This window comes from Phenylobacterium hankyongense (genome assembly GCF_003254505.1).
Taxonomy (GTDB): Bacteria; Pseudomonadota; Alphaproteobacteria; order Caulobacterales; family Caulobacteraceae; genus Phenylobacterium; species Phenylobacterium hankyongense.
Genome location: NZ_QFYP01000001.1, coordinates 2028171 through 2051006 on the forward strand (window position 1 = coordinate 2028171; position 22836 = coordinate 2051006).

Genomic DNA, 22836 nt, shown 5'->3' on the forward strand with positions numbered 1-22836 from the left:
AAGCCATCGTGGAAATCCTGACCGACGCTCACTTCTGGGTTGGCGTCGCCCTCGTGGTCTTCGTCGGCGTGCTGGTGATGGCCGGCGTGCCCGGCCTGGCCGCCAAGGCGATCGACGCCCGCGGCCTCAAGGTCCAGTCGCAGCTCGACGAGGCCAACCGGCTCCGCGAGGAGGCGCAAGGCCTGCTGGCGCAGATCAAGACCCAGCGCGAGCAGTCCGAGAAGCTCGCCGCCGAGATCATGGCCAACGCCCGGGAAGAAGCCCAGCGCCTGCAGGCCGACTCCCAGGCCAAGCTCGCCGAGCAGATCGAGCGCCGCGGCCAACTGGCCGAGCGCCGGATCGCCATGGCGGAATCGCAGGCCGCCGCCGAGGTCAAGGCCGCCGCCGCCGACCTGGCGTCCAGCATGGCCGAGCGGGTGTTGACCCAGCGGCTGGCTGGCGCCAAGACCGATCCGCTGGTCGACAAGGCCATCAGCCAGCTCGCCGGCAAGCTGCAGTAACAGCGCTCCGCGCGGCCCGGCGACAGCCGGCCACCAGATACAACGAAGCCCCGGATCCGCATCCGGGGCTTCTTGCTGTTTGGTCCCAGCTTTCGCCGGGATGGGCGATCGTTCCGGTTACGCCTCGCGCGGCCGGAAGCGGCGCTTCAGGTAGCGGCGGGCATTGATCGCAAAGCGGATGCGCTTGGGCAGGACCAGGCGCTCGACGCGCAGGTACTGCTGCCAGAAGACCAGCACGATCTCCGGCTCGCGGCGCATCAGCCGCCGGATCGGAAAGACCATCTTCGGGTGGGCGCGCTGCATGCGCACGAACTGCCGCTTCGCCCGGAAGGAGTTGCGCAGCACGATCATCAGCCCGACGACCAGCAGCGGCAGGCCGATGTGGCCCGGCAGCGGGGCCAGCACCAGACCGGCTAGCATGATCACGCTGCCCAGCGTCAGCAGCAGGAAACGGCTGATCCGCCCGGCGATCTCGCGGGCGTACTCGTCGGAGGCGCGATGGACGCGCAGGCTGGGCATGGCGAAGGACACGTGGGGCTACCTGGGGGCGCACGGATGGGCCGGGGGAGGTCGGACCACCACCGCGCTAAACCCGATATGCGAACGCGTCGTGGAGTCGTAAAGGCAACGCCGGGTTAATTTTTAGGATTGTCGATCTATTCGGCCGCTAATGGCGCCGGCGCCACAGTCGTGGGTTCTGGGCGCCACGTCAGCTTCGGCTTGCGGGCCGCCAGCGTCTCGTCCAGACGCCGCAGCGGCGCAAGGTAGGGCGCGCCCTTGAAGCGCTCCGCGTCGCCGGCCTTGGCCGCCTGGGCGAGGGCTTCCAGCGCGTCGCAGAACCGGTCCAGTTCGCGCTTGGACTCGGTCTCCGTTGGCTCGATCAGCATGGCGCCGTGCACCACCAACGGGAAGTACATGGTCATCGGGTGGAAGCCCTCGTCGATCATCGCCTTGGCGAAGTCGAGGGTGGTGATCCCGGTGTCCTCGAGCCAGCTGTCGTCGAACAGCGCCTCGTGCATGCAGGGCCCCTCCGGGAAGGCCGGGGTCATCACCGAGGACAGCCGGGCCTTGATGTAGTTGGCGTTGAGGACGGCGTCCTCGGCCACCTGGCGCAGGCCGTCGGCGCCGTGGCTGCGCATGTAGGCGTAGGCGCGGACGAACATGCCCATCTGGCCCTGGAAGGCGCACATCCGGCCGAAGGCCTGGGCGGCCTCGTCGATGGCTTCCTCGACCAGGTGCAGGCCGCCTTCGCCGTGCACCACCCAGGGGGCGGGGGCGAAGGGGGCGAGGGCCGCCGACAGCACCACCGGCCCTGCGCCCGGCCCGCCGCCGCCGTGCGGGGTGGAGAAGGTCTTGTGCAGGTTGATGTGCATGGCGTCGACGCCGAGGTCGCCGGGGCGAACGCGGCCGACGATGGCGTTGAAGTTGGCGCCGTCACAGTAAAAATAAGCGCCGGCTTCGTGCGTGAGGCGGCTGATCTCCAGGATGTCGCGTTCGAACAGCCCGCAGGTGTTCGGGTTGGTGACCATGATGGCCGCGACGTCGTCGGAAAGCTTGGATTCGAGGTCGGACAAATCGACGCGGCCGTCGTCGGTCTGGGCGATCTCGGTGACCGAGTAGCCGACGAAGGCGGCGGTGGCGGGGTTGGTGCCGTGGGCGGAGGTGGGCACCAGCACCCGGCGGCGGTGGCCGTGGCCGGCGGCCTCGTGGGCGGCGCGGATGGCCAGCAGGCCGCAGAGCTCGCCGTGGGCGCCGGCCTTGGGCGACAGCGCCACGGCGGGCATGCCGGTCAGCGTCTTCAGCCAGTGCGCCAGCCGGTCCATCAGCTGCAGCGCGCCTTGTGTCGTCGACTGCGGCTGCAGGGGGTGCAGGTCGGCGAAACCGGCCAGGCGGGCCATCTTCTCGTTGAGCCGCGGGTTGTGCTTCATGGTGCACGAGCCGAGCGGATAGAGCGCCAGGTCGATGGCGTGGTTCTTCTGGGACAGCCGCACGTAGTGGCGCATGGCCTCGGGCTCGGAGAGGCCGGGCAGGCCGATCGGCGCGGCGCGCACCAGGTCGCCGAGGTCGGAGGCGTCGTGCTCGGGCGCCGGCAGGTCGACGCCGGTCTTTTCCCAGCCGCCGAGCTCGAACAGCAGCGGCTCGTCCTGCAACAGGCCGCGGGCGCCGGTCAGCGAGGCGTGGCCGTCGGAGGCGGCGGCTTGCGGCCGGGTCGGGCGGCCGACGTTATGCAGGGTCATCGGCCGATCTTCCGTTGCAGGGCGGCGACGAGGGCCGCGATGTCGTCTGAGGTGGTGGTCTCGGTGGCGGCCAGCAGCAGCACGTCGTCGAGGCCGGCGTGCGGGTCGAGGCGCGAGTAGGGGACGCCGGCCACCACCCCGTCGGCCAGCAGAGCCTCGACCAGGGCGGCGGCGTCGCCGGGCACGCGCACGGCGACCTCGTTGAAGAAGCGCGGCGTCAGCACCTCGACGCCGGCGACGCCGGCCAGCGCCGCCTTCAGTTCGCGGGCCCGGCCGTGGTTCAGCGCCGCCAGCTGCCGCAGGCCGGTCTCGCCCAGCAGCGACAGGTGGATGGTGAACGCCAGCGCGCAGAGGCCGGAGTTGGTGCAGATGTTGGAGGTCGCCTTCTCGCGGCGGATGTGCTGTTCGCGGGTCGACAGGGTCAGCACGTAGCCGCGCCGGCCCTCGGCGTCGACGGTCTCGCCGCACAGCCGGCCGGGCATCTGGCGGACCAGCTTCTCGCGACAGGCGAACAGGCCGACGTAGGGGCCGCCGTAGTTCAGCGCGTTGCCGATCGACTGGCCCTCGGCGACGGCGATGTCGGCGCCCATCTCGCCCGGCGATTTCAACAGGCCGTAGGACACCGCCTCGGTGGTCACCACGATGAGCAGGGCGCCGGCGGCGTGGGCGGCCTCGGCGATCCTCGTCACGTCGGTGACCACGCCGAAGACGTTGGGGGTCTGGACGACGACGCAGGCGGTCTCCGCGTCGATGGCGGCGATCACCGCGGCCTCGGCGTCGACAGCGGCGCTCTGGCGGACGATCTCCATGCCCTCGGCATGGGCGATGGTCTGGGTGGTGGCGGCATAGTGCGGGTGCAGGCCGCCGGAGAGGATGGCCTTCTCGCGGCGGGTGACGCGTTGGGCCATCATGACAGCCTCTGCACAAGCCGTGGAGCCGTCGTACATCGAGGCATTGGCCACATCGAGGCCGGTCAGCGCGGCGACCTGGGTCTGGAACTCGAACAGCACCTGCAGCGTGCCCTGGGCGATCTCCGGCTGGTAGGGCGTGTAGCTGGTGAGGAATTCCGAGCGCTGGATGACGTGGTCGACGGTCGCCGGCACGTGGTGGCGATAGGCGCCGGCGCCGCAGAAGAACGGCCCGTCGCCGGCCGGCCGGTTCAGCGCGGCGAGCTGGCCGAGCTCGCGCTCCACCTCCAGCTCGCCGGCGTGCAGCGGCAGGTCGAACAGGTCCTGGGCCCGGGCCGCGGCGGGCACGTCCTTGAAGAGCTCGTCGACGCTGGGCGCGCCGATCACGCCGAGCATCTCGGCGCGGTCGTCGGGGGTGAGGGGGAGGTATCTCATGCGGTCAATCCAGGGTGTCGGCGGAGGCGGCGGGCGAGAGGGTTTTTGTCCACGAACCACACGAACCCCACGAACGGGACGGCGCAGCCGTCAGGCCGGGCGCGGGAGACGTGAGGGCCGCGGCGTCGGCCGTTGGGCGCAGGGTTCGTGTGGTTCGTGTGGTTCGTGGACCAATCTGACGGCGCGCGGGCGCGCGCGGCGGGCGGGGGGAGAGGTCGGCGCGACCCCTCATCCGTCCCGCTCGCGCGGGCCACCTTCTCCCACAGGGGGAGAAGGGAACGGGCTTCACAGGGTGGCAAGGAAGGCTTCGTAGGCGGGGCGGTCCATGAGGGCTTCGACCTCGGCGGGGTTCGTCACCTTGAGCCTGGCGAACCAGCCGGCGGCTTCCGGGGCGGCGTTGACCACGTCGGGGCTGCCGGACAGCTCGCCGTTGGTCTCCACCACCTGGCCGGAGATCGGGGCGTAGACGTCGGAGGCCGCCTTGACGCTCTCGACCACCGCGAAGCCGTCGCCGGCCTTGACGGTCTTGCCGACCTCGGGGGTCTCGACGAACACCACGTCGCCCAGCTGTTCGGCGGCGTAGGCGGTGATGCCGACGGTGGCGACGTCGCCATCCAGCTCGACCCACTCGTGATCCTTGGTGAAGCGCATGGGCGGGACCTTTCTGACTAGAGCTTGCGGACGTAGCCGTGGGCGACGAAGGGGGTCTTCACGACCTCGCAGGCCTGGGCCTTGCCGCGGACGATGACCTTCAGCTGCGTGCCCGGTTCGGAGTGCAGCGGCGGCACGAAGCCGAGCGCGATGCCCTGACGCAGCACCGGCGAGAAGCCGCCGGAGGTGACGACGCCGATCACCCGGCCGTCCTCGTCGGCGATCTGCGCGCCCTCGCGGGCCGGCGCGCCTTCCAGCACCTTCAGGCCGACGCGCACCCGCGCCGGGCCGTGGGACAGCTCCTGGGCGATGCGGGCGGCGCCGGGGAAGTCGCGGGCCTCGCGGCGCTTCTTCGACACCGCGAAGCCGAGGTCGCCCTCGATCGGGCTCGTGGTCTCGTCGAGGTCGTGGCCGTAGAGCGGCAGGCCGGCCTCCAGCCGCAGGGAGTCGCGGGCGCCCAGGCCGATCGGCTTGACCCGCGCGTCGGCCAACAGCGTGTTCCAGACGCTGACCGCGGCGTGGCCGGGGACCGAGATCTCGAAGCCGTCCTCGCCGGTGTAGCCGGAGCGCGAGACGATCAGGTCGACGCCGAAGCCGGTCAGCGCGCGGACGTCCATGAACACCATGGTCGCCACCTCCGGCACGTGGGCCGTCAGCACCGCGGCGGCCAGCGGGCCCTGCAGCGCCATCAGCGCCCGGTCCTCCAGCCGCTCGATGACCACCTGGCCGGCCAGCTCGTTGTCGATGACCTTGAAGTCGTTGTCCTTGCAGGCGCCGTTGACCACCACGAACAGGGCGTCGTCGCCGCGGCCGTCGGGTCCCACCGGGCGGCCGGCCATCAGGTCGTCGATGATCCCGCCCTGGCGGTTGAGCAGCACCGAGTAGCGCTGCTTGCCGGGCTTCAGGCCGATGAAGTCGCCGGGGGTGACCTCCTCGAAGGCGGCCAGCGGGGCGACGCCGCGCAGGCGCGCCTGGCCCATGTGGGAGACGTCGAACAGGCCGGCGCTGTCGCGGGTCCAGAGGTGCTCCTTGAGCACGCCCTCGGGGTACTGCACCGGCATGTCGTAGCCGGCGAACTCCACCATCCGCGCGCCCAGCGCCACGTGCGCCTGCGTGAGCGGCGTGGTCTTCAGGACCTTTTCGGCCGGAAGCTCTGGGGGTGTCTCTGGCACTGGGTTGGACTCCGGCTGACGACTGTGCGCTCGGCGCGGTCCTGCGACCTCGCCTCCCGCGCCCCCGCTGTCCCTTGGGCCTGAGAGATTTCGGGTCCGGCGACACCTCGCCCGACCCCCTGCTCCTTCGGCGAACGCCCCTTTCGGGACGCTACTTTCCAGCGTGCATCAGCCCGTCGCGGTCCTTTTGCCTGAGCGTTTCCGGGGCGGTTGCGCCTTCGGCTCCGGATCGAATCCGGTCTCTCCCGCGAGAGTTGGGTGAGCGTGTAGCGACGGGCGCGGGGGAGTCAACGCGGGATGTTGGGGAGGGGGTTGTGGCCCGGATGCTGGCGGCGGGCGAACCCGCGATCAGTATGCCAGCTCCGGCCCACCAACGGAGATTATGGACTTGGCAGCGATCGGGCGCCGAACCCTGCCTAAACCCTTACCCGCGTCGGTACGGCCAATCCCGGCCGCGGCCTCATCGGTTGGAGGCGGCCTGCCGCTGTTCGCACCACGCGGTCATAAAGGTCGCGGGTCTTGGCGTGACGCAGGGTCAGCACGAGAGCCACCTTCATGTGTGGCGCGCGCCGACCCGTGTGGCCATGCGCCCGGGCTGCATAACTCACGTCGAAGACCGGACGGTTGAGCGAACTCGAGTTCATGCGCTTGGTTCGGGTAAAGACCGTCTCCCACTTGTGAGCGTCATCACGTCGAGCGAACTCGGTGGAATACAGCTCCTCGGACGAGAAGAATCCCGATGTCTTTGGCACTGTCGGCTCGATGACGCGACCGTCCTTCTCGTACGGCTCGGGCAAGGTCACGCTGTCGGGCCGGAAGGCAATTTCTAGGCCCCCACGCGTGTAGTTGAGGGCGTCCTCCGGGTCGACGTCGGAGTAGATGCAGAACGTGCCGCGAATTTCGATGCGGCCATGCACGTCGGACGGCACGGGCAATTCCATTCGCACCGAACCCTGCGGCGGCATCTGGCGCTGGTAAAGCACATGGGCCTCGCCGTCGCGGCAGAGCACCAAGTCCCCTACGCCGTGGGGCAGACATCCCCAGCCCACCTCCTCACGAGGGTGATCCCCAGCTTCGGCGTGGTGAATCAAGAGGGCTTTGATGGTGGGGGCCCACAGATGCTCGGCGAACTGCGCCCGGACGCCCGCAGCGCATCGCATCACCAGCGGTGCCGCGAAGCTGGTCCCCTGATTGCCGAAGCCTGTGCCCTGCCGCGCGGCGTCCAGCATGAGGAAGGGGGACGATGTCGATCCGCCGAACGTGATAAGGTCAGGCTTGACGAAACCTGGACTACGCCCCGGCCCCCAAGCGCTGTACGGTGCCCGTCTCCATTGGGTATCGGGCCGGCTGGCCGCCCCCACTGATACTATGTTGACGCCATCCGACGGCGGCTGAACACGGTGGAGACCAGCGTCACGGTCGGCTTCCCCGTTGTTGCCGCAGGCGACAGTGGCCACGGTTTCGCCGTCCGCGAGCAAGGCGTCCAGAGTCGAGGTCCAAGCCGTGACATCGTCGTCCTCAATGGTGATGTCGGGGCCCATGCTGATGTTGATGAAGTCGTAGGCTCGCGAGCTGAGCACATTTTCGATACGCGCCAGGACCGGCAGGAGCGCGAAATCGTCGGCCAGCGTGTCATCGCCGATGACTCGCCAATGCTCGACCGTGGCTGGCGGCGGTCCAGGGATTACGCCTTCTTCCAGGGGGCCGAACAAGAATGCCGACGTCACTCCAAGGCCATGCGAAGAGCCGCCCGGTAGGGGCGCGCCGACATCCGCAGGCTCGTGAAGGGTGACCCAACGGTCCAATCCGTGGTTCGACGGCAGGCCGCCATCAAAGATCGCTACAGCGAGGTCCGGCGCTAAAGCGTCCGCATCCGGAAGCTGGACGCGAAAGGATGCCCTCGCGGAACGGAGGGCCGGTTCAAAGGGCTTGAGCGTCGGCATGCCACGCAGCGCGCGCAGGAAAGTGAAATCGAGAAGAGGCTCGAGGGAGGACCGCACTCCGCGCGCGGCCAGGAACGCCAGCCCCCCGACCTGGCGTGTATAACCATCGAGCACCTCCACTCCGAGGCTGGCGGCGAAGACATTGAACGCATCGAGGATGGCACCCTCGTCGTCCTCGTCCACGTGCAGGACGATCTCAAGCGGAAGGGCACCCTTGCGCGCGGCTAGACCGGCTGCCAGCGGCTTCAGGCGGTCACGGCCTGGTAGCGCGAGGGTCTCGATCTTGCGGAAGTCATCTTCCACATGAGCATCGGCCGGCTGCCAATTGCCGATTGCGCCGGTGAAGCTCGCCAAGTCCTCCACGTCACCCGCCACATAGATCAGAGGAGCCAACAGGGGACGATCGTCGTCGAGGGCCTTCTGTGTGACCAGCTTCTCCGGCCGGATGTGGACCGCGCGACTCCCCATGTGGCGCAGCCCGCATTCCTTGAGCAGGTTCGACGGATAATAGCTCTTGGCCAGGTAGGATGGGTGAAGAGTGAGCCCGATCACCGCCTCATTGGCCGGCAAGGCCAACGGCGGCAGTGCGCGGAGGCCGTGGTTCACGACTTCGCCCTGGCCCTGCAAGCGTCGCCTAGCCTGGGCGAACGAATAGGGGTGAGCTTTCTCGCCCATGCCGCGCGGTGGCCGAGGTATGTCGGAGGACAGCCGCTCGCCGCCGCCCAAGAGATATTTCGGAGTGTCTGAATCTGCCATGTTGCCCCTCAACCATCTCGATTATTTACTCGCCGGTACTTCCTAAGCGTGTCCCTGGCGACGCCCGTGAGCAAGGCGATCTTGCGCTCGGGCATCCCCTCCTCGTCCAACAGCAGCGCGGCGCTCTTTCGAGCCGCCAGCGGTGCGGCGAGTAGCTCGTCGCGGATCGATTCGCAGATGGCGTCGGCTAGCGGCGATTGCGCCACCGTCGCGCGGCGTCGAATCAAGTGCACACTGCGCGTGAGATCGCTAAAGGAGCGTCCGGCCCAAAGCTGTGCAAGTATTGCGATCCACGCGTCCACTTGCTCGACTTGGTCGGCGAACGCCGACCTCAGGCACTCTGCGCTGAGTTCCGGCTTCGGTGCCGGGAAGTGCAGTACGTCGTCGAACCGCCGCCAGATCGCGGGATCCAGCAGTTCGCCGTGGTTCGTCGCCGCCACCAGGATGTTGGAGCTTGGCCAATCGTCCACCTCTTGGAGAATCACGGTGACAAGACGCTTAAGCTCCCCGATGTCAGCGTCGTCGTCGCGGCGCTTGGCAATGGCGTCGAACTCGTCGAGCAGCAGCACGCAGGGTACCGACTTGGCATAGTCCAGTACGGCGCGGATGTTGGAGCCAGTCTTGCCAAGATAGCTGCTCATTACTGTCGCCAAGTCGAGGGTCACGAGCGGCAGACCTAGCTGATGTGCCAGCCAGCGCGCCGATAGAGTCTTGCCCACTCCGGGCGGGCCCACGAACAATAGCGAGCGCGTCGGCGCGAGACCTTGTTGTTCGAGGGCTTGCAGGTTCATCCGCTCCCTGAGCACTTGGTCGAGCTTGCCACGTAGGCGCGGTTCGAGGATCGGCTCCGTCCCCAGTGCATCGGGAAGTTCATGTTTGAGCAATGGGAGCCGGCTGTCGGTATCGACGGGGACGAACGATGCGCTTGCATCCCGCAAGGGTGAGCTGGCCGTTGGCGCGGTAGCTAGTAGTTCGGAGATCTGCATCGCGGTCTCTGGCGCTGCGCTGCGAAGCCCCTTCATAACCTTGCGCAAATATCCCTGTACGTCCTGGGGCCGGCCCGCCAATCCCAACCTCGCAACCTGGACCAAATGTCGATCTATAGGATTGGAGTTGTCCATAACCGGATAAGTTTTCCAACAGAAATAAAGGATTGTGTGAGGGATATCATGGACCAAAACCGGCTTCAACCCGTTGAGCTGGTCCGGAACGGGCCGATCAGCTCGGGTGACGTCGCGTTTCCAAACCAAGGAGGCCGCGCGGCTCTTCCTGAAGCAGATGCTCAACCGTATCGGCCCGGCGATTGCCTTTCTTCCGGTGACTAGGACGTCCTTCGGCATGTCCTGGCCCGGCATCCGGACGCGCGCGAGAAGATCGGTGTCGGTGGCGGGTGGCCGCCTGAAGGCGGCTTCGATCAGGCGGGCGTTCGACCCATGGCGCAGGTCCGACGCTGCGGTGTAGCGTCAAGCTATGAGGTTGATCGGAAGCATTGTCGCGGCGGTGGCGGTGGTGGGCGCGCCGCTCTCCGCTCACGCGCTTTGCATCTATCACGGCAAGGACAACGTCCAGACCACCATCCCGCAGGAATTCAAAGACTCCACATGGGTAGTCCGAGCAACGGTGCTCTCTGCCAGGGATCATTGGTCCGATGCCGGGGATTCCTGGGCCGTGTACCGGCTGCAGGTGGAGCATGCCTACAAGGGCCGTCCGCCGGCCCGCTTGAGGTTTTTCACCTATCGCGACAGTGGCGGTTTCTACCTGGATCGCGGCAGGTCGCATGACATCGGCGGCGAGTACCTGCTGTTCCTGAACCCCAAGGTACGATGGGCGCACGAGCCCGCGGTCGTGACGGGCGCCGTGTTCATGAACTACTCCTGCGGAGTATCGAAGCCTTGGGGCCAGGTTACGGAGGCGGACAAGCGAAGCCTGCTGAAGCTGTCAGGGCGCAGATAGGCGCAGGGGCACGCTCCTGCGTCAGGCGGAGCAGGGTCGGCGGGGCGCCGAGCGATCTGGATGCAGAAGGCGCCGTGGGCGAACTCGATCATCAGCGGGTCCACCAGGCTTGGCCGCAAACGTCAGGTCTGTTCCTGGCCAAACCGCGGCGGCCAGCCGCCGCCTGACGCGGCGAGCTGACATCCGTCAGTGCGGTGCGCATGCGTCCATTCAGGATAAGCGCCGCTCGTCGTCCTCCCGCCCACTTGGCCGCCATGCCCAGCAACACAGACGACGCTTCCGTGCGCCCCGGCGATCTCTGCCGCCATGGTGGCAACAGCTATCCGATCTATGAGGTGCTGTGCGTTCAGGGCGAGCGCGCCTGGCTGCGCGACGTCAGCAGCGGCGTGGAGGGGCTCGTCAACCTGCGGAACTGCTTGCCGCTGAGCCCCGAGCAGGCCGGACGACTCGACGCGGACCTGCGCAGCGCCGCCGAGCTGGAGCCCTCGCCGCCGCATTCGAAGCTGGTCTATGCGCCACGCTCCTGACGCGCACGCAAGCCGAGGCTGCATCCACATCCCCGGCCTGACGGCAGCGCTTGGGTAGGACCGAGCGCGTCCTATTTGACACCTGGAGTAGGAGGAACTTCGGACGACATGGCGACGGGTTGGGCGCACGAAGGCGCGGTCCTGGATCAGATCCACGATACCATCAGCGACGGAGTCGAAGGCGCCCGCGCGCGCCTCCCGCAAGGCGAAGGCACACTGGAGTGCGTCGAATGCGGCGAGGACATCCCGGCGCGGCGACGTGAGGCCTTACCCGGCGTGACCACCTGCATCGCCTGTCAATCTGCGCGAGATCGCCACGTCATGCACTCCATGATCAATCGGCGCGGAAGCAAGGATAGCCAGCTCAAATAGCGGCTCTTGACGCGGCGGAGGCGGCGGGCTGGCATCGGGGGCATGTCCGTTCGCCGCCCGCTGCTGTGCGCCGCCGTCCTTGCCGGGCTGCTGGCGGCCGCGTGCGGGCCGGCGGGGCCGGCCGGGCCGGTGCGCTCGCCGATGCGGGCGAGCGAGCTGGCGCAGCGGGAGCTGCGGGCGGCGGGGCTCGACGAGGCGGTGATCGACGCGCGGCGGCAGGGCGACCGCTGGGTGGTGACGACGCGCCGGCGGGAGAGCTCGATGGCCGGCCACCTGGTGTTCGTGGACGCCCGCAGCGGCCAGGTGACGGTGAAGCGCTACTGGTCGGTGGAGCTCGGGCGGCGGCGGTAGGGCGGCGTGGAGCGCTTCCCTCTCGATGGGAGTGGGGGTGTCGGCTCGGCGCCTGGGGACAGGGCGGCGGGGTCACAGCTCGCACCCCCACCCCCGGCCCCTCCCCGCAAGGGGGAGGGGAGTTTATGTTCTTGATTTGTTCTTGCGTTCGGCGCGCATTTCTGCGAGGGTGTGGGTAGCGTGGCGGACTGCGCCCCGGCGGCCTTTTGCGGGCGGCGCGGAGGCCGGCGGCGCCGGTTGCAATCAAGCGAGACATCGATGGACGAGAACGACGCGCCCCCGGCGGGGCGGGTGCGGCGCCGGCGTGCGCCGCGGGGCGGGCGGGCCGGCAGCGTGCATTGGTCGGCGAAGGTGGCCAAGCGGATCTGCGAGCGGGTGGCGGCGGGCGAGCTGCTCTATGCGGTCTGCCGTGAGCCGGGGATGCCGACGCCGCAGAGCGTGCGGCTGTGGGCGCGGGACAAGCCGGATTTCGCCGAGGCGCTGGCGCTGGCGCGGCGGGCCGGCGGGCGGCCCAGCCACAGCGGCGGCGGGGTGTGGAGCTATTGCGCCGAGACCGGCGAGGAGATCTTCGAGCGGCTGTGCGAGGGCGAGAGCCTGACGGCGATCGGCAAGGACCCGACCATGCCGTGCCTGTCGACTATCTTCTACTGGCGCCGGCGGATCCCGGCCTTCGAGGAGCAGGTGCAGGTGGCCAAGCGCATCCAGGCCGAGCGGTTCTGCGACCTCGGCTGGGAGCTGGCGACCGAGGCGACGCCGGAGACCGCCTACCTGACCCACGTGCGGCTGTCGCAGCTGCGCTGGACGGCGGGGGTGATGGCGCCGCGGGTGTTCCGCATCAAGACCGTGGAGCCGCAGACGCCGCCGGAGCCGCTGACCGTGCTGGTGCGGCACTTCAGGATCGAGACCGACCCGGCGACCGGCGAGCAGAAGGTGGTCGCCTATTGCCCCAACCCGGAGACCGGCGAGGTGGAGCGGGAGGACGCGCCGGGCTGGCGGCCGCCGGCGGGGGCGGTGCGGCTGCCGGGTGGGTAGGGGAAGGGGGTAAGAAGAGGGAGGTCCACGAACCACACGAACCACACGAACATGGGGGGGCGGTGAGGGTCGGTGGCGCTGCGACGCGTTGGTGTGGTTCGTGTGGTTCGTGGACGATTTTGGGGGCGCTGGCGCGCCGGAGCGGGCGGGGCTACATGCGCTCGGGGACGGCGATGCCGAGGAGGTCGAGGGCCTGTTCGAGCTGGCGCAGCGTGGTCTGGGCCAGCGTCAGGCGCGAGGCGCGGACGGCGGGCTCGGCGGCGAGGATCGGGCAGGCGGCGTAGAACCTGGAGAAGCTCTGGGCCAGGCGGTAGGCGTGCTCGGCGACCGCGTTGGGGGCGTAGCGGTCGTAGGCCTCGGTGAGCGCTGAGTCGAAGGCGTCGAGGGTCAGCACCAGGTCGCGCTCGGCCGGCTCGGCGACGGCGACCGGGCCGGCGGCGGCGCCCTCGCCCTCTTTTGCTTCTTGGTCGGCGCGGCGCAGCAGGGATTTCACCCGCACCGCCTGGTAGAGCAGGTAGGGGCCGGTCTTGCCCTCGAAGCTGGTGAAGCGGTCGAGGTCGAAGACGTAGGAGGTGCCGCGGAAGTTCTGCAGGTCGGCGAACTTCAGGGCGGCGACGGCGACCTTGGCGGCGATGTCCTCGAACTCTTCGGGCGGCAGGTCTTCGCCGAGGCCGGCCTCGTGCAGGCGCTCGCGGGCCTTGTCGCGGGTCATCCGGATCAGGTCGTTGAGCTTCAGGACGCCGCCTTCGCGGGTCTTGAAGGGCTTGCCGTCGGTCCCGTTCATGGTGCCGAAGCCGACGTGCTGCAGCTGGCCCTCGGCGGCGTAGCCGGCCAGGCAGGCGGCGCGGAAGACGATCTCGAAGTGGTCGGCCTGGCGCTGGTCGACGGCGTAGATCACCAGCTGCGGATCGAAGCCCTGCCGGCGGTCGAGGATGGTGGCGAGGTCGGTGGTGCCGTACATCGCCGAGCCCTCGGAGGAGACCACCAAGAGCGGCGGCAGCTCGCGCTTGTCGCCTTCCCTGGAGACGCGGACGATGCGGGCGCCCTGGTCGTCGACCAGCAGGCCCTTGGCGTCGAGGTCGGCGACCATCGGCTCGATCAGGTGGTCGACGTCGCTCTCGCCCTTCCAGAGGTCGAAGTCGACGCCGAGCGCGTGGAAGTCGCGCTCCAGGGCGACCTTGGTGACCTTGGCGAAGCGCCGCCACAGGAGGTAGGCGCCCGGCCGGCGGGCCTGCAGCTCGGCGGTGAGCTTGCGGGCGCGGTCGCGGTAGGCGGGGTCGGCCTTGCCCTTGGCGGCGGCCTCCGGATAGAGCCGGTCGAGGTCGGCGAGCTCGACGCCGGCGAAGGCGGCGGGCTCGAGGCTGGCGAGGTCGGCGGGCGTCAGGTCGGCGCGGGCGTTCAGCGCCGCGACCTCGGCGGCGATGGCCGGGTCCTCGTCGGTGACCGCGCCGATCAGGAGGCCCATCTGGTAGCCCCAGTCGCCGAAGTGGGCGTCGCCGACCACGCTGTCGCCGCGGAAGCGGTAGAGGCGCTTGAGCGACTCGCCGAGGATCGAGGAGCGCAGGTGGCCGACGTGCATCGGCTTGGCGACGTTGGGGCCGCCGTAGTCGACCAGCACCCGGCGCGGCTGGGGAACCAGCTCGGCGCCGACCCGCGGATCGGCGGCGATCTGGTTGGCGCGGTCGGCGAGCGCCGGCTCGGCGAGCTTCAGGTTGATGAAGCCGGGGCCGGCGATCTCGACGGCGGCCAGGCGCGGGTCGCCCTCCAGCCGGGCGGCGACGGCGGCGGCGAGCTCGCGCGGGTTCTTGCCGACGCGCTTGGCCGCGGCCAGGGCGCCGTTGGACTGGAAGTCGGCGAGGTCGGGACGGTCCGACGGCGTCACCCGGCCGAGCTCGGCGGGCAGGCCAACGGCGGCGAAGGCGGCTTCGACCGCTTCGCCCAGAGCCCGTTTCAGGTCGCTCATCGGGGCTGGGAGGCGCCCTCGGCGGCGACCGTGGTCGCGGCGCCGGCGTTGAGGCGGAAGCGCTTACCCTGGCGGTTGAACTCGGCCATCTCCGGGGTCACGTCGAAGCCCACCAGGATCTCGAAGTTGGCCCCCGAGGTGGTGGCGGTGCCGCGCGGGATCACCACGTTCTTCAGGTGCTCGGTGACGTAGACCCGGTCCTGGCCGGCCGGGAAGCTGACCGGCAGGTCGAAGCTCTGCTTGGCGATGACCTCGCGGTTGCGGTCGGTGACCGCCACCCAGTAGTGGTAGGTCTTCGCGGTCCCTTGCGCCTGCGGGCCCTTGCCCATCTCGAACAGCACATCCATCACCACCTGGATCGGCTGGTCTTCCTTGTACTGGCAGCCGGCGGAAATGCCCTGGATCTCGCCGGAGAAGCCGACGTTGGCGGAGGCCTCGCGGCTGTCCTTGAACTCCACGTAGCGGCTGGCGTCGTAGAGGGTCTTCACGAACGGGCAGGGCCCGGCGTTGCGCAGGGCCGGCAGCGGCGCCTGGTTGTTGCCCCAGTCGCTGTCCTTCTTCTTCTTGGCGGCGGCGTCGTCATCGCCGCCCCCGCGGCGGCCACCACCACCACCGCCACCACCGCCCATGCCGCCGCCCCCCATGCCGCCGCCGCCCATCTGGGCGTAGGCGGTCAGCGGGACGGAGGTGGCGGCCATCACCAGGGCGGCGGCGACGAGGAGCAGACGGCGCATGGGAGGCGTCCATGGAAAGGGGCGCGAGAAGGGCTCGCGGGCTGTCTGCGTACTACAGCGGGACGAATGCGGCCGCAACGCGGCTGGCGGGGGCGGGCGCGACCGCTTACCTTGGCGCGCATGACGACGACCGCGCCGCGACCCGCCCTGACCGTGCTGCTGGCCACCCCGCGCGGCTTCTGCGCCGGGGTCGACCGCGCCATCCAGATCGTCGAGCGGGCGATCGAGAAATACGGCGCGCCGGTCTATGTGCGCCACGAGATCGTCCACAACCGCCACGTGGTCGAGCGGCTGAAGGCCCTGGGCGCGGTGTTCGTCGAGGAGCTGGCCGAGTGCCCGGTGGACCGGCCGGTGGTGTTCTCCGCCCACGGCGTGCCCAAGGCGGTGCCGGCCGAGGCCAAGGCGCGGCGGATGCTCTACCTCGACGCCACCTGCCCGCTGGTCTCCAAGGTCCACGTCGAGGCCCAGCGGCACTACGACGCCGGCCGCCAGATCGTGCTGATCGGCCACGACGGCCACCCGGAGGTGGTCGGCACCATGGGCCAGCTGCCGGACGGCGCGGTGGCGCTGATCGAGACGGTGGAGGACGCCCGCGCCTTCCAGCCGCGCGACCCGGCCAACATCGCCTTCGTCACCCAGACCACCCTGTCGGTGGACGACACCGCCGAGATCGTCGCGGTGCTGCGCGGCCGCTTCCCGGAGATGGCCGCGTCGCACAAGGAAGACATCTGCTACGCCACCACCAACCGCCAGGAGGCGGTGAAGAGCGTGGCGGCGCGCAGCGACGTGCTGCTGGTGCTGGGCAGCGCCAACTCCTCGAACTCCGTGCGGCTGGCCGAGGTCGGCCGCCGCTCGGGCGCCGCCGCCTACCTGATCGACGACGCCGACGGCCTCGACTTCGCCTGGCTGGAGGGCGCGCGGGTGGTGGGCGTCACCGCCGGCGCCTCGGCCCCGGAAGTGCTGGTGCAGGGCGTCATCGACCGGCTGTCGGCCAGCTTCGACGTCGCGGTGGAGGAGGTCGACGCCGCGCGCGAGACGGTCAGCTTCAAGCTGCCGCGGGTGCTGGTGAGCTAGAGAAGATCGAAGGTGCGGTTGTAGCGTTTCAGGAAGGCGCGGCCGCGGGCGTGGCGGTCCTCGACCCACTCCTCGCGGGTGACGGTGGCGACCACGCCGTCGCGCCCCGGCTCCACGTGCAGGGCGCCGCCGACCTGGACGTTGAGCAGCAGCAGGGCCTCTTCGGTGAGGATCACGGCGACCTGGTCGCCGATCTTTTCGACCTTCAGTGCGATCATCGCGTGCCTCCTGAAAGCGGGCCGATCCTACCACCGAGGGCGCGTGGCGTCTTGACCCTCTCGGCGACCTACCGCAATGGCCGTCCATGGCGGTCTATACGGACATAACGGACGAGGAGCTGGCGCAGCTTCTGGCGGATTTCGACCTGGGCGCGGCGCTCAGCCTCAAGGGCGTGGCGGAGGGGGTGGAGAATTCCAACTTCCTGCTGGAGACCGAGGCCGGGCGCTATTTCCTGACGGTCTACGAGAAGCGGGTGCGCGAGGAGGAGCTGCCGTTCTTCCTGGGGCTGATGCGCTGGCTGCACGACCACGGCTATCCCAGCGCCACGCCGATCGCCGACCGCGCCGGCGAGATCCTGAAGCGGGTGCGCGGCAAGCCCTGCGCCATCGTCACCTTCCTGTCGGGGCTGTCGGTGCGCCGCCCGACGGTGGCCCACTGCCGCGAGGCCGGCGAGGGGCTGGCGGCGTTGCACCTGGCTGCGGCCGGCTTTCCGCTGAGCCGCCACAACGACCTCGGCCAGGCCGCCTGGGCGCCGATGTTCGCCAGGCTGAAGGCCGAGGCCGAGGGGCTGAAGCCGGGGCTGTCGGCGGTGATCGACGCGGACCTGGCGAGCCTTGCGGCGCGCTGGCCGAAGGCGCTGCCGGCCGGGGTGATCCACGCCGACTACTTCCCCGACAACGTGTTCTTCACCGGCGGCCGGTTCGCCGGGGCCATCGACTTCTACTTCGCCTGCAACGACATGCTGGCCTACGACATCGCCGTGGCCCTGAACGCCTGGTGCTTCGAGGCCGACGGCAGCTTCAACATCACCTGCGCCCGCGCCCTGGTGGCCGGCTACGAGAGCCGCCGCCCGCTGTCGGCCGCCGAGCGCGGGGCGCTGCCGGTGCTGGCCCACGGGGCGGCGATGCGGTTCTTCCTGACCCGGCTGCACGACTGGCGCGCCACCCCGGCCGGCGCCCTGGTGCGGCCGAAGGACCCGCTGGAGTACGAGCGCAAGCTGGCGGTGCACCGGTCGTCGCCGGACCTGGTGCTGTTCGGGGCCGCGGCGTGACCCCCGAAGTGGTGATCTACACCGACGGCGCCTGCTCGGGGAATCCCGGCCCCGGCGGCTGGGGCGCGGTGCTGTTCTACGGCGACACCCGGCGCGAGCTGAAGGGCGGCGAGCGCGCGACCACCAACAACCGCATGGAACTGATGGCGGCGATCCAGGCGCTGGAGGCGCTGAACAAGCCCTGCAAGGTCGAGCTGCACACCGACAGCCAGTACGTCCAGAAGGGCATCCACGAGTGGATCCACGGCTGGAAGCGGCGCGGCTGGCTGACCGCCGACAAGAAGCCGGTGAAGAACGACGATCTGTGGAAACGCCTCGACCAGGCCCGTCTGCGCCACCAGGTCGACTGGCGCTGGATCAAGGGCCACGCCGGCCACGAGCACAACGAGCGCGCCGACCAGCTGGCCCGCGAAGGGCTGAAGGACGCGCTCGCCGCGGGGTGATCGTTCGACATCGAACTTGACCGTGGCCTCGTAAGGGCGGAGCCTGTTCGAGATCGAACGTCCGAGGTCCGCCATGCCGCCCGTTGTCGAAGACCACGCCCACGCCCAGGTGTTCGACGAGATCGCCCAGATCGAGCGCCTGGTGCGCCTCAGCGTCGGCCAGCAGCTGCCGGTGGGCCTGACCTATCCGCAGTACGAGGTCCTGAAGCTGCTGGCCCGCCGCGGCGACGGCCTGACCCCGCGGGAGATCGCCGCCGCGCTCCTGATGACCAAGAACGGCCTGACCAACACCCTGCAGCGGCTGGCGGTGCGCAAGCTGATCGCGGTGGGCGAGGACCCGGCCGACGGCCGCAAGAAGCGGGTCTGGCTGACCACCGACGGCCGCGCGGCCCACGGCCAGGCGATGGCCGCCATCCGCCCGAAGGTCGAGCGCCTGCGCGAAGGCTTCACCCAGAAGGAATTCCGCGACGCGCTGCCGTTCTTAAGGGCGCTGCGGGGGTGGTTGGGGGAGGGGGATTAGGGGGGCGGGAGCACCTGACATCGACCGATGTCCGCTCCTGACTCATGTGACACGTTCAGAAGGTCTGCACTTAGGCCGGTCGTGTGACCGCGCAACTCGGTCGAATTTTGGGTTATGCGAAACTGCTTCCTTCGACGGCATCTGCCGCTTGTCGAAGCAGATCCTCTCGCGCAGCCTTGGCGTCGCGAATTGCAACGGGATCGCGCAAAGTAGCGGGATCCGCCAATTTTGCTTCGAGCACGCGTAAATTGATATTTAGGTCGAACCAGTCCTTAGTCTTAACCTGAGTAATGTAGCCTTCAGCTGAGCGCCAGTCGCCACCCACCAAGGCCGCGCGAGCCTGGAGTTGCAAGGCGTCTGAGTCTCTATTCATGGAACGTGCTAAGGCCACTGTCGTCGCCAGAGAACTGTTATCACCACTTTCTATTTCGCATGCGCATTGAAGCAGGCTGATTGCGGCTTGGTTCGCCCTGGGAGATTTCCTCGCCTTTTCTATCCACGTCAAAGCTTCATTGTATCTTCCAGCGCGGAGCCCGGCTGAGGCTTGGTAGAGCGCGTAGTCTCCATACTCATCCGCCGCGTTGCGCAGACCGGAAAGCAATCTCTCAGCCTCGGGTCGGTTTCGTGTCCCTCGGAGAGCTTTGACCTTCATCATTACTAGCCCGGTGTCGCGGAGCAGTCTTGCCTCCGGGACCTTGGCGAGAGTGTCTAAAGCGAGCGGAAATTGCCCGCTTCGAAGATATATCCGCGTTAGCAATCGTACGTTTCGCAGACGGAAGCCGGTGGCAGAAAGGCTGCTCGAGAGCACCCGGGCAGCTTTTTCGAAATCACGCTTCATATGATAGAGGTACGAAGCCTCGATAAAATCGGCGGAAAGAAATCCCTTCTCTCGCATTAGCGCGATCATTTCAGAGGGGTAGCTCCCGGAGCGAACTGAAGCATCTGCGCCATAGAATAGAACATTCTCTAGACTATCGTCCGATGTCGGCATCCACATAGCAAGTGCTGCTAGGGAGCTGCAGCGTTGGAAGTGCAGGCGAACATCCTCACCGCGGGAGGCTGCAATACCTTCAAAATACTCCCTCTCGATAACCGGCTCCAGCCTAGCGACGGTTAGAGAGGAGAGAAGCCGCTCTGACAACTCCACGCCAGACGAAACAACGGCTACTACAAGCGAATCTATGAGATCATAGTCAAGCTCATTGTGCTCAAATTGCTCAATCAGAACTCGGCTTATTTCAGAAAATACCTCTTGGTCAAAATCTGTTTCGCGACGCCTATACGTGCTAGACACAACTGCGGGAGCTTTATATTTACCCGACTCTGCTTGGTCTATCAATGAAAATTCGTTCAACTCCCAGAGTTCTTCGGCAAGTGTCTTCCGATCTTGTTCATTCAAAACCGACGCAATCATCTGCGTGGATAGTTTCGGGAACCAACTCAAAAGTTTGAGTATCTTTTTCTGGATTATAGATAGTACATCTGCATCGAATATCTCGGCCAGAATGAGATCTTGGTAGGCGCGAACGGGATCGGAATTTATAACTAGAGACTCTATGCTTCTTCCACCATTAACTAAGTACGCGCTGTAATTTGCCGTAGCAGGATGCCCTTTAATCTGCGCCGCTAGTGAAGGCAGGCGTTGAACATCTAAATAGCGCGGCGCTATGCGATCGGTCAGGATGAACTGGATCGTCTCATCGTCGAGTTCTTCAAGCGAGAACTGCTTGACGTTTTCGATCGCCGACAATTGCACCCGAGGAAGTTGGCGCTCCGATATTAGTATCAACCGGATGGACGGCTCCGCTGCGAGGGCTTCAAGCAACGCTGCCAACCAGGGGCGCAGCGCGTGCCCCTTATCGCGAAGGCCCCATCGATGGCGGATCGTAACGACTTGGTTCAAGTCGCCCCAGTGCCGCAATGACGACAGCAGCACCTGGGCTTGGGCTGTTGCCTCAAGTCCGTTGAAAGCCTCAATTTGGGCCGCCGCGTCAGCATCGCTCAGGCTGCCGCTCAAGTCTTCGAATAAGCGCAAGTGCCAATCGACTGCGTCACCGGACGGCGCGATGTCAAATACGGGGCCTCCGGGCCGCATCCCGCGGTAGGCTTCGGTTACAAGTTCTGCGGCCAGAGTGCCGCGTCCCATACCCTGAACTCCGGTCAGCACTAGAGCGCTAAGCGGCTTCCCGGTCGTTGCGGTGTGGCGCATTATTGCGAGGGAAATTTCTCGCTTCAGTTTCTCACGACCGGGATGAGGCGGCGGTGGGCGGTCGATCTCTGCGAGTGAGGCTCGGTAGAGATAGTTGATGGTTCGCGCTATGTCGTTAGGGCGAAACGCCTCGGTAGCAGTCATAAAGCGCTTCATCCACTCAGGCAGAGAAGCGTAAGTCGCACCATCAATTGGGCAGACTAGAACCTTCGAAGCGGGAGATGCAATACGCTGCACCTCCGCGAGATCCTTCTCGAAGTTGACCCAATCCGATTTGAACCTTTCCGAGTGGAATAAGACAAAGACCGCCGCCGTGCCGACTGCTGACTTCATGGCTTCAATCGTCGATTGACCGGGCGCGATGGTCTTGGTGTCGTAGAACGTATTCGATACATCGAGGGCAGTGAGAACCTGCTCGACAAAATCTTTATTTTGTCGGGTGTGAGATAGAAAGATCGTTCCCCGCAACGGCTTCTCGACCATTATGCTCCTGCCACCCCTAACAAATGCGCACAGCGAATAGTGTAGCTCTTGCCCGCGGCGCGCAAAAGGGGTGAGCGACTGAGCGTCCACTTCCGGAGGGATTTGCAGTGACCGTCGAGGACGCAGCTCCCCTCCCAGTGTCCGCGATCTGTTGACGGCGGTCATTGCGGGGAGGGCAGCTGAGGGGCAGCTCTCCGATTAGATCTCAATGTCAGCTTCTGGCGCGATCTGGCCCCTACGCGCCGGGACAACTGCCGCCGTCCAGGCGCTGATGCTCTCGTTCCGATGAGGAATGGCCGCCGCCCGCCTCAGCTCTGCGCGGTTTGGGCCGCGCTTCGCCGGCGCGGTGGGGCTGCCGGACTTGGCTTCCAGCGCGACGATCCAGGCTCCGACGAGACGGGCGCCGCCGAGCCTCGGAACGGAGCTACGTCGCTGACGGGTCGCCCGCCGACCGCCGGGGTTGCACGCTGAGTTCGTTGTATCCGGTGGCGGGGTCCAGGGGTCGTCGAAACTCGACCTCAGGCAGCTCGCCGATCACCAGCTCGGCGGTGGTGTGGACGATGCAGCCTGGGGCGAGATGCCCGCCGATGCAGGAACCGTCGCGTCGCGAGAGGCTGATGTGGACGTGCAGGCCGTCGGCACAAAGGGCGCCGGTCAACGACACGATCTCCAGCGGCTCGTCCAGCGTCACGAAGACCTCGGCGTCGCCGACGGCGCCGGGCATCCTGAGGCGCGCGTGGGAGAGGCTTCCCACGCCGGAAAGGATGCAGCCGGCGCGAAGCGCGTGCGCCTCGGTGAGGCGCTTCAGCTCCGCTCTCAGATCGGTCCCGGGCGTCAGGCGGAAGGCGTGTGCGCGCATCGTCCGTACCTATGCAGAATTACGGTGACGGCTTGCCATCCGAAACTGTCACCGCAATCGGGAGCCGGGGCGCGGGGGTGGCTTGGGCGCGCTTGCCGGGCTAACTCCCGCATATGGCACGAACCAAGCAAAGCGCTGAGTTGGAGATCGAGGTCGGTGGGGAGCCTTATGTCTGGAGGCTTCAGCGCCAGGCTCAGTGGTCCAGTGACGCGGCGGGGTGGCGCGGCATGGCGATCGCCGTGCGTCACAAGGAGGGGCAGCGCGAAGCCGTGCTGGAGTTTCCACCGGGTCCCCAGCCCAGGTACGGCGCGCCGCAACTGAAGGCCTCGCAGATCGCGCCGGAGCTCGTGGCGAAAGCCATCGCATCCGCAATCGCGGCGGGATGGGAGCCGCTGTCCCGAGGCAAGACGGTCGCCATCGTCGTGGATGCCGCCGGCGGCTGAG

General features: G+C 67.7%; 23 protein-coding genes and 1 riboswitch. Of the genes, 11 read left to right on the plus strand and 12 right to left on the minus strand.

What is annotated here, in order from left to right; genetic code table 11:
* The first annotated feature begins 5 nt into the window (after positions 1-5).
* The gene (locus DJ021_RS09850) at positions 6-500 is read left to right on the plus strand and encodes a F0F1 ATP synthase subunit B family protein (RefSeq protein ID WP_111457380.1); all 495 of its coding nucleotides are present in this window, start codon (positions 6-8) and stop codon (positions 498-500) included.
* A 117-nt stretch (positions 501-617) separates the two neighbouring features.
* Here the strand turns inward: DJ021_RS09850 and DJ021_RS09855 are convergent, their stop codons facing one another.
* From DJ021_RS09855 to DJ021_RS09885, 7 genes are all read right to left on the minus strand, one after another.
* On the minus strand, positions 618-1019 hold the full coding sequence (locus tag DJ021_RS09855) for a hypothetical protein (protein ID WP_111459049.1): 402 nt from the start codon (positions 1017-1019) through the stop codon (positions 618-620).
* Between the two features lie 137 nt (positions 1020-1156).
* Positions 1157-2737: an aminomethyl-transferring glycine dehydrogenase subunit GcvPB gene (gcvPB, locus tag DJ021_RS09860; protein WP_111457381.1), complete on the minus strand. Its 1581-nt coding sequence runs from the start codon at positions 2735-2737 to the stop codon at positions 1157-1159.
* Positions 2734-4080 (minus strand): aminomethyl-transferring glycine dehydrogenase subunit GcvPA, encoded by a 1347-nt coding sequence (gene gcvPA / locus DJ021_RS09865; RefSeq protein WP_111457382.1) that lies wholly within the window; start codon positions 4078-4080, stop codon positions 2734-2736. The genes gcvPB and gcvPA overlap by 4 nt, the downstream gene beginning before the upstream one ends.
* 285 nt (positions 4081-4365) lie before the next feature.
* Positions 4366-4731 carry a glycine cleavage system protein GcvH gene (gcvH, locus tag DJ021_RS09870; protein WP_111457383.1) on the minus strand — a complete coding sequence of 122 codons (366 nt, stop codon included), beginning with the start codon at positions 4729-4731 and terminating at the stop codon, positions 4366-4368.
* Positions 4732-4748: 17 nt separating this feature from the next.
* A complete protein-coding gene (gene gcvT, locus DJ021_RS09875; RefSeq protein WP_111457384.1) occupies positions 4749-5903 on the minus strand; it encodes a glycine cleavage system aminomethyltransferase GcvT in 1155 nt (384 codons plus the stop codon).
* A gap of 169 nt (positions 5904-6072) precedes the next feature.
* Positions 6073-6161: riboswitch (glycine riboswitch) on the minus strand.
* A gap of 158 nt (positions 6162-6319) precedes the next feature.
* Entirely contained in the window at positions 6320-8602 is a 2283-nt protein-coding gene (locus DJ021_RS09880) for a S8 family peptidase (protein WP_111457385.1), read from the minus strand.
* Positions 8603-8610: 8 nt separating this feature from the next.
* Positions 8611-9588, minus strand: coding sequence for an AAA family ATPase (locus DJ021_RS09885; protein WP_207801799.1), 978 nt, complete (start codon positions 9586-9588; stop codon positions 8611-8613).
* A 484-nt stretch (positions 9589-10072) separates the two neighbouring features.
* Between DJ021_RS09885 and DJ021_RS09895 the strand changes: the two genes are divergently transcribed.
* The 5 genes from DJ021_RS09895 (at position 10073) to DJ021_RS09915 (ending at position 12837) form a co-directional block, all read left to right on the plus strand.
* A complete protein-coding gene (locus DJ021_RS09895; protein ID WP_111457388.1) occupies positions 10073-10555 on the plus strand; it encodes a hypothetical protein in 483 nt (160 codons plus the stop codon).
* 254 nt (positions 10556-10809) lie between these two features.
* On the plus strand, positions 10810-11082 hold the full coding sequence (locus DJ021_RS09900) for a hypothetical protein (RefSeq protein WP_133254980.1): 273 nt from the start codon (positions 10810-10812) through the stop codon (positions 11080-11082).
* Between the two features lie 108 nt (positions 11083-11190).
* A complete protein-coding gene (locus DJ021_RS09905; protein ID WP_111457390.1) occupies positions 11191-11454 on the plus strand; it encodes a DksA/TraR family C4-type zinc finger protein in 264 nt (87 codons plus the stop codon).
* Between the two features lie 42 nt (positions 11455-11496).
* On the plus strand, positions 11497-11805 hold the full coding sequence (locus DJ021_RS09910) for a hypothetical protein (RefSeq protein ID WP_111457391.1): 309 nt from the start codon (positions 11497-11499) through the stop codon (positions 11803-11805).
* Between the two features lie 258 nt (positions 11806-12063).
* Positions 12064-12837 carry a terminase small subunit-like protein gene (locus tag DJ021_RS09915; protein ID WP_111457392.1) on the plus strand — a complete coding sequence of 258 codons (774 nt, stop codon included), beginning with the start codon at positions 12064-12066 and terminating at the stop codon, positions 12835-12837.
* A gap of 151 nt (positions 12838-12988) precedes the next feature.
* Here DJ021_RS09915 and DJ021_RS09920 read toward each other — a convergent pair whose 3' ends face one another.
* The gene (locus tag DJ021_RS09920) at positions 12989-14800 is read right to left on the minus strand and encodes an arginine--tRNA ligase (RefSeq protein WP_111457393.1); all 1812 of its coding nucleotides are present in this window, start codon (positions 14798-14800) and stop codon (positions 12989-12991) included.
* Positions 14797-15534: a Tat pathway signal sequence domain protein gene (locus tag DJ021_RS09925; protein ID WP_165837169.1), complete on the minus strand. Its 738-nt coding sequence runs from the start codon at positions 15532-15534 to the stop codon at positions 14797-14799. Before DJ021_RS09925 ends, DJ021_RS09920 begins: the two co-directional genes overlap by 4 nt.
* Positions 15535-15654: 120 nt before the next feature.
* Here DJ021_RS09925 and ispH point away from each other — a divergent pair, with 120 nt between their 5' ends.
* Positions 15655-16608, plus strand: a complete 954-nt coding sequence (gene ispH / locus DJ021_RS09930; RefSeq protein WP_111457395.1) for a 4-hydroxy-3-methylbut-2-enyl diphosphate reductase — start codon at positions 15655-15657, stop codon at positions 16606-16608.
* Here ispH and DJ021_RS09935 read toward each other — a convergent pair.
* Complete coding sequence (locus DJ021_RS09935; protein ID WP_111457396.1) at positions 16605-16826, minus strand: AbrB/MazE/SpoVT family DNA-binding domain-containing protein; 222 nt, start codon at positions 16824-16826, stop codon at positions 16605-16607. The genes ispH and DJ021_RS09935 overlap by 4 nt on opposite strands.
* 86 nt (positions 16827-16912) lie before the next feature.
* On the opposite strand from DJ021_RS09935, the gene thrB reads away from it, so the two are divergent.
* The 3 genes from thrB (at position 16913) to DJ021_RS09950 (ending at position 18841) form a co-directional block, all read left to right on the plus strand.
* Entirely contained in the window at positions 16913-17878 is a 966-nt protein-coding gene (gene thrB, locus DJ021_RS09940) for a homoserine kinase (RefSeq protein WP_111457397.1), read from the plus strand.
* On the plus strand, positions 17875-18321 hold the full coding sequence (gene rnhA / locus DJ021_RS09945; protein WP_111457398.1) for a ribonuclease HI: 447 nt from the start codon (positions 17875-17877) through the stop codon (positions 18319-18321). The genes thrB and rnhA overlap by 4 nt, the downstream gene beginning before the upstream one ends.
* A gap of 73 nt (positions 18322-18394) precedes the next feature.
* Complete coding sequence (locus tag DJ021_RS09950) at positions 18395-18841, plus strand: MarR family winged helix-turn-helix transcriptional regulator (RefSeq protein WP_111457399.1); 447 nt, start codon at positions 18395-18397, stop codon at positions 18839-18841.
* A gap of 112 nt (positions 18842-18953) precedes the next feature.
* Here the strand turns inward: DJ021_RS09950 and DJ021_RS09955 are convergent, their stop codons facing one another.
* A complete protein-coding gene (locus DJ021_RS09955) occupies positions 18954-21533 on the minus strand; it encodes a TIR domain-containing protein (protein WP_165837170.1) in 2580 nt (859 codons plus the stop codon).
* A gap of 424 nt (positions 21534-21957) precedes the next feature.
* Positions 21958-22392: a PPC domain-containing DNA-binding protein gene (locus DJ021_RS09960; protein ID WP_111457401.1), complete on the minus strand. Its 435-nt coding sequence runs from the start codon at positions 22390-22392 to the stop codon at positions 21958-21960.
* A gap of 140 nt (positions 22393-22532) precedes the next feature.
* Here DJ021_RS09960 and DJ021_RS09965 point away from each other — a divergent pair, with 140 nt between their 5' ends.
* The gene (locus DJ021_RS09965) at positions 22533-22835 is read left to right on the plus strand and encodes a hypothetical protein (RefSeq protein ID WP_243625949.1); all 303 of its coding nucleotides are present in this window, start codon (positions 22533-22535) and stop codon (positions 22833-22835) included.
* Position 22836: the final 1 nt, after the last annotated feature.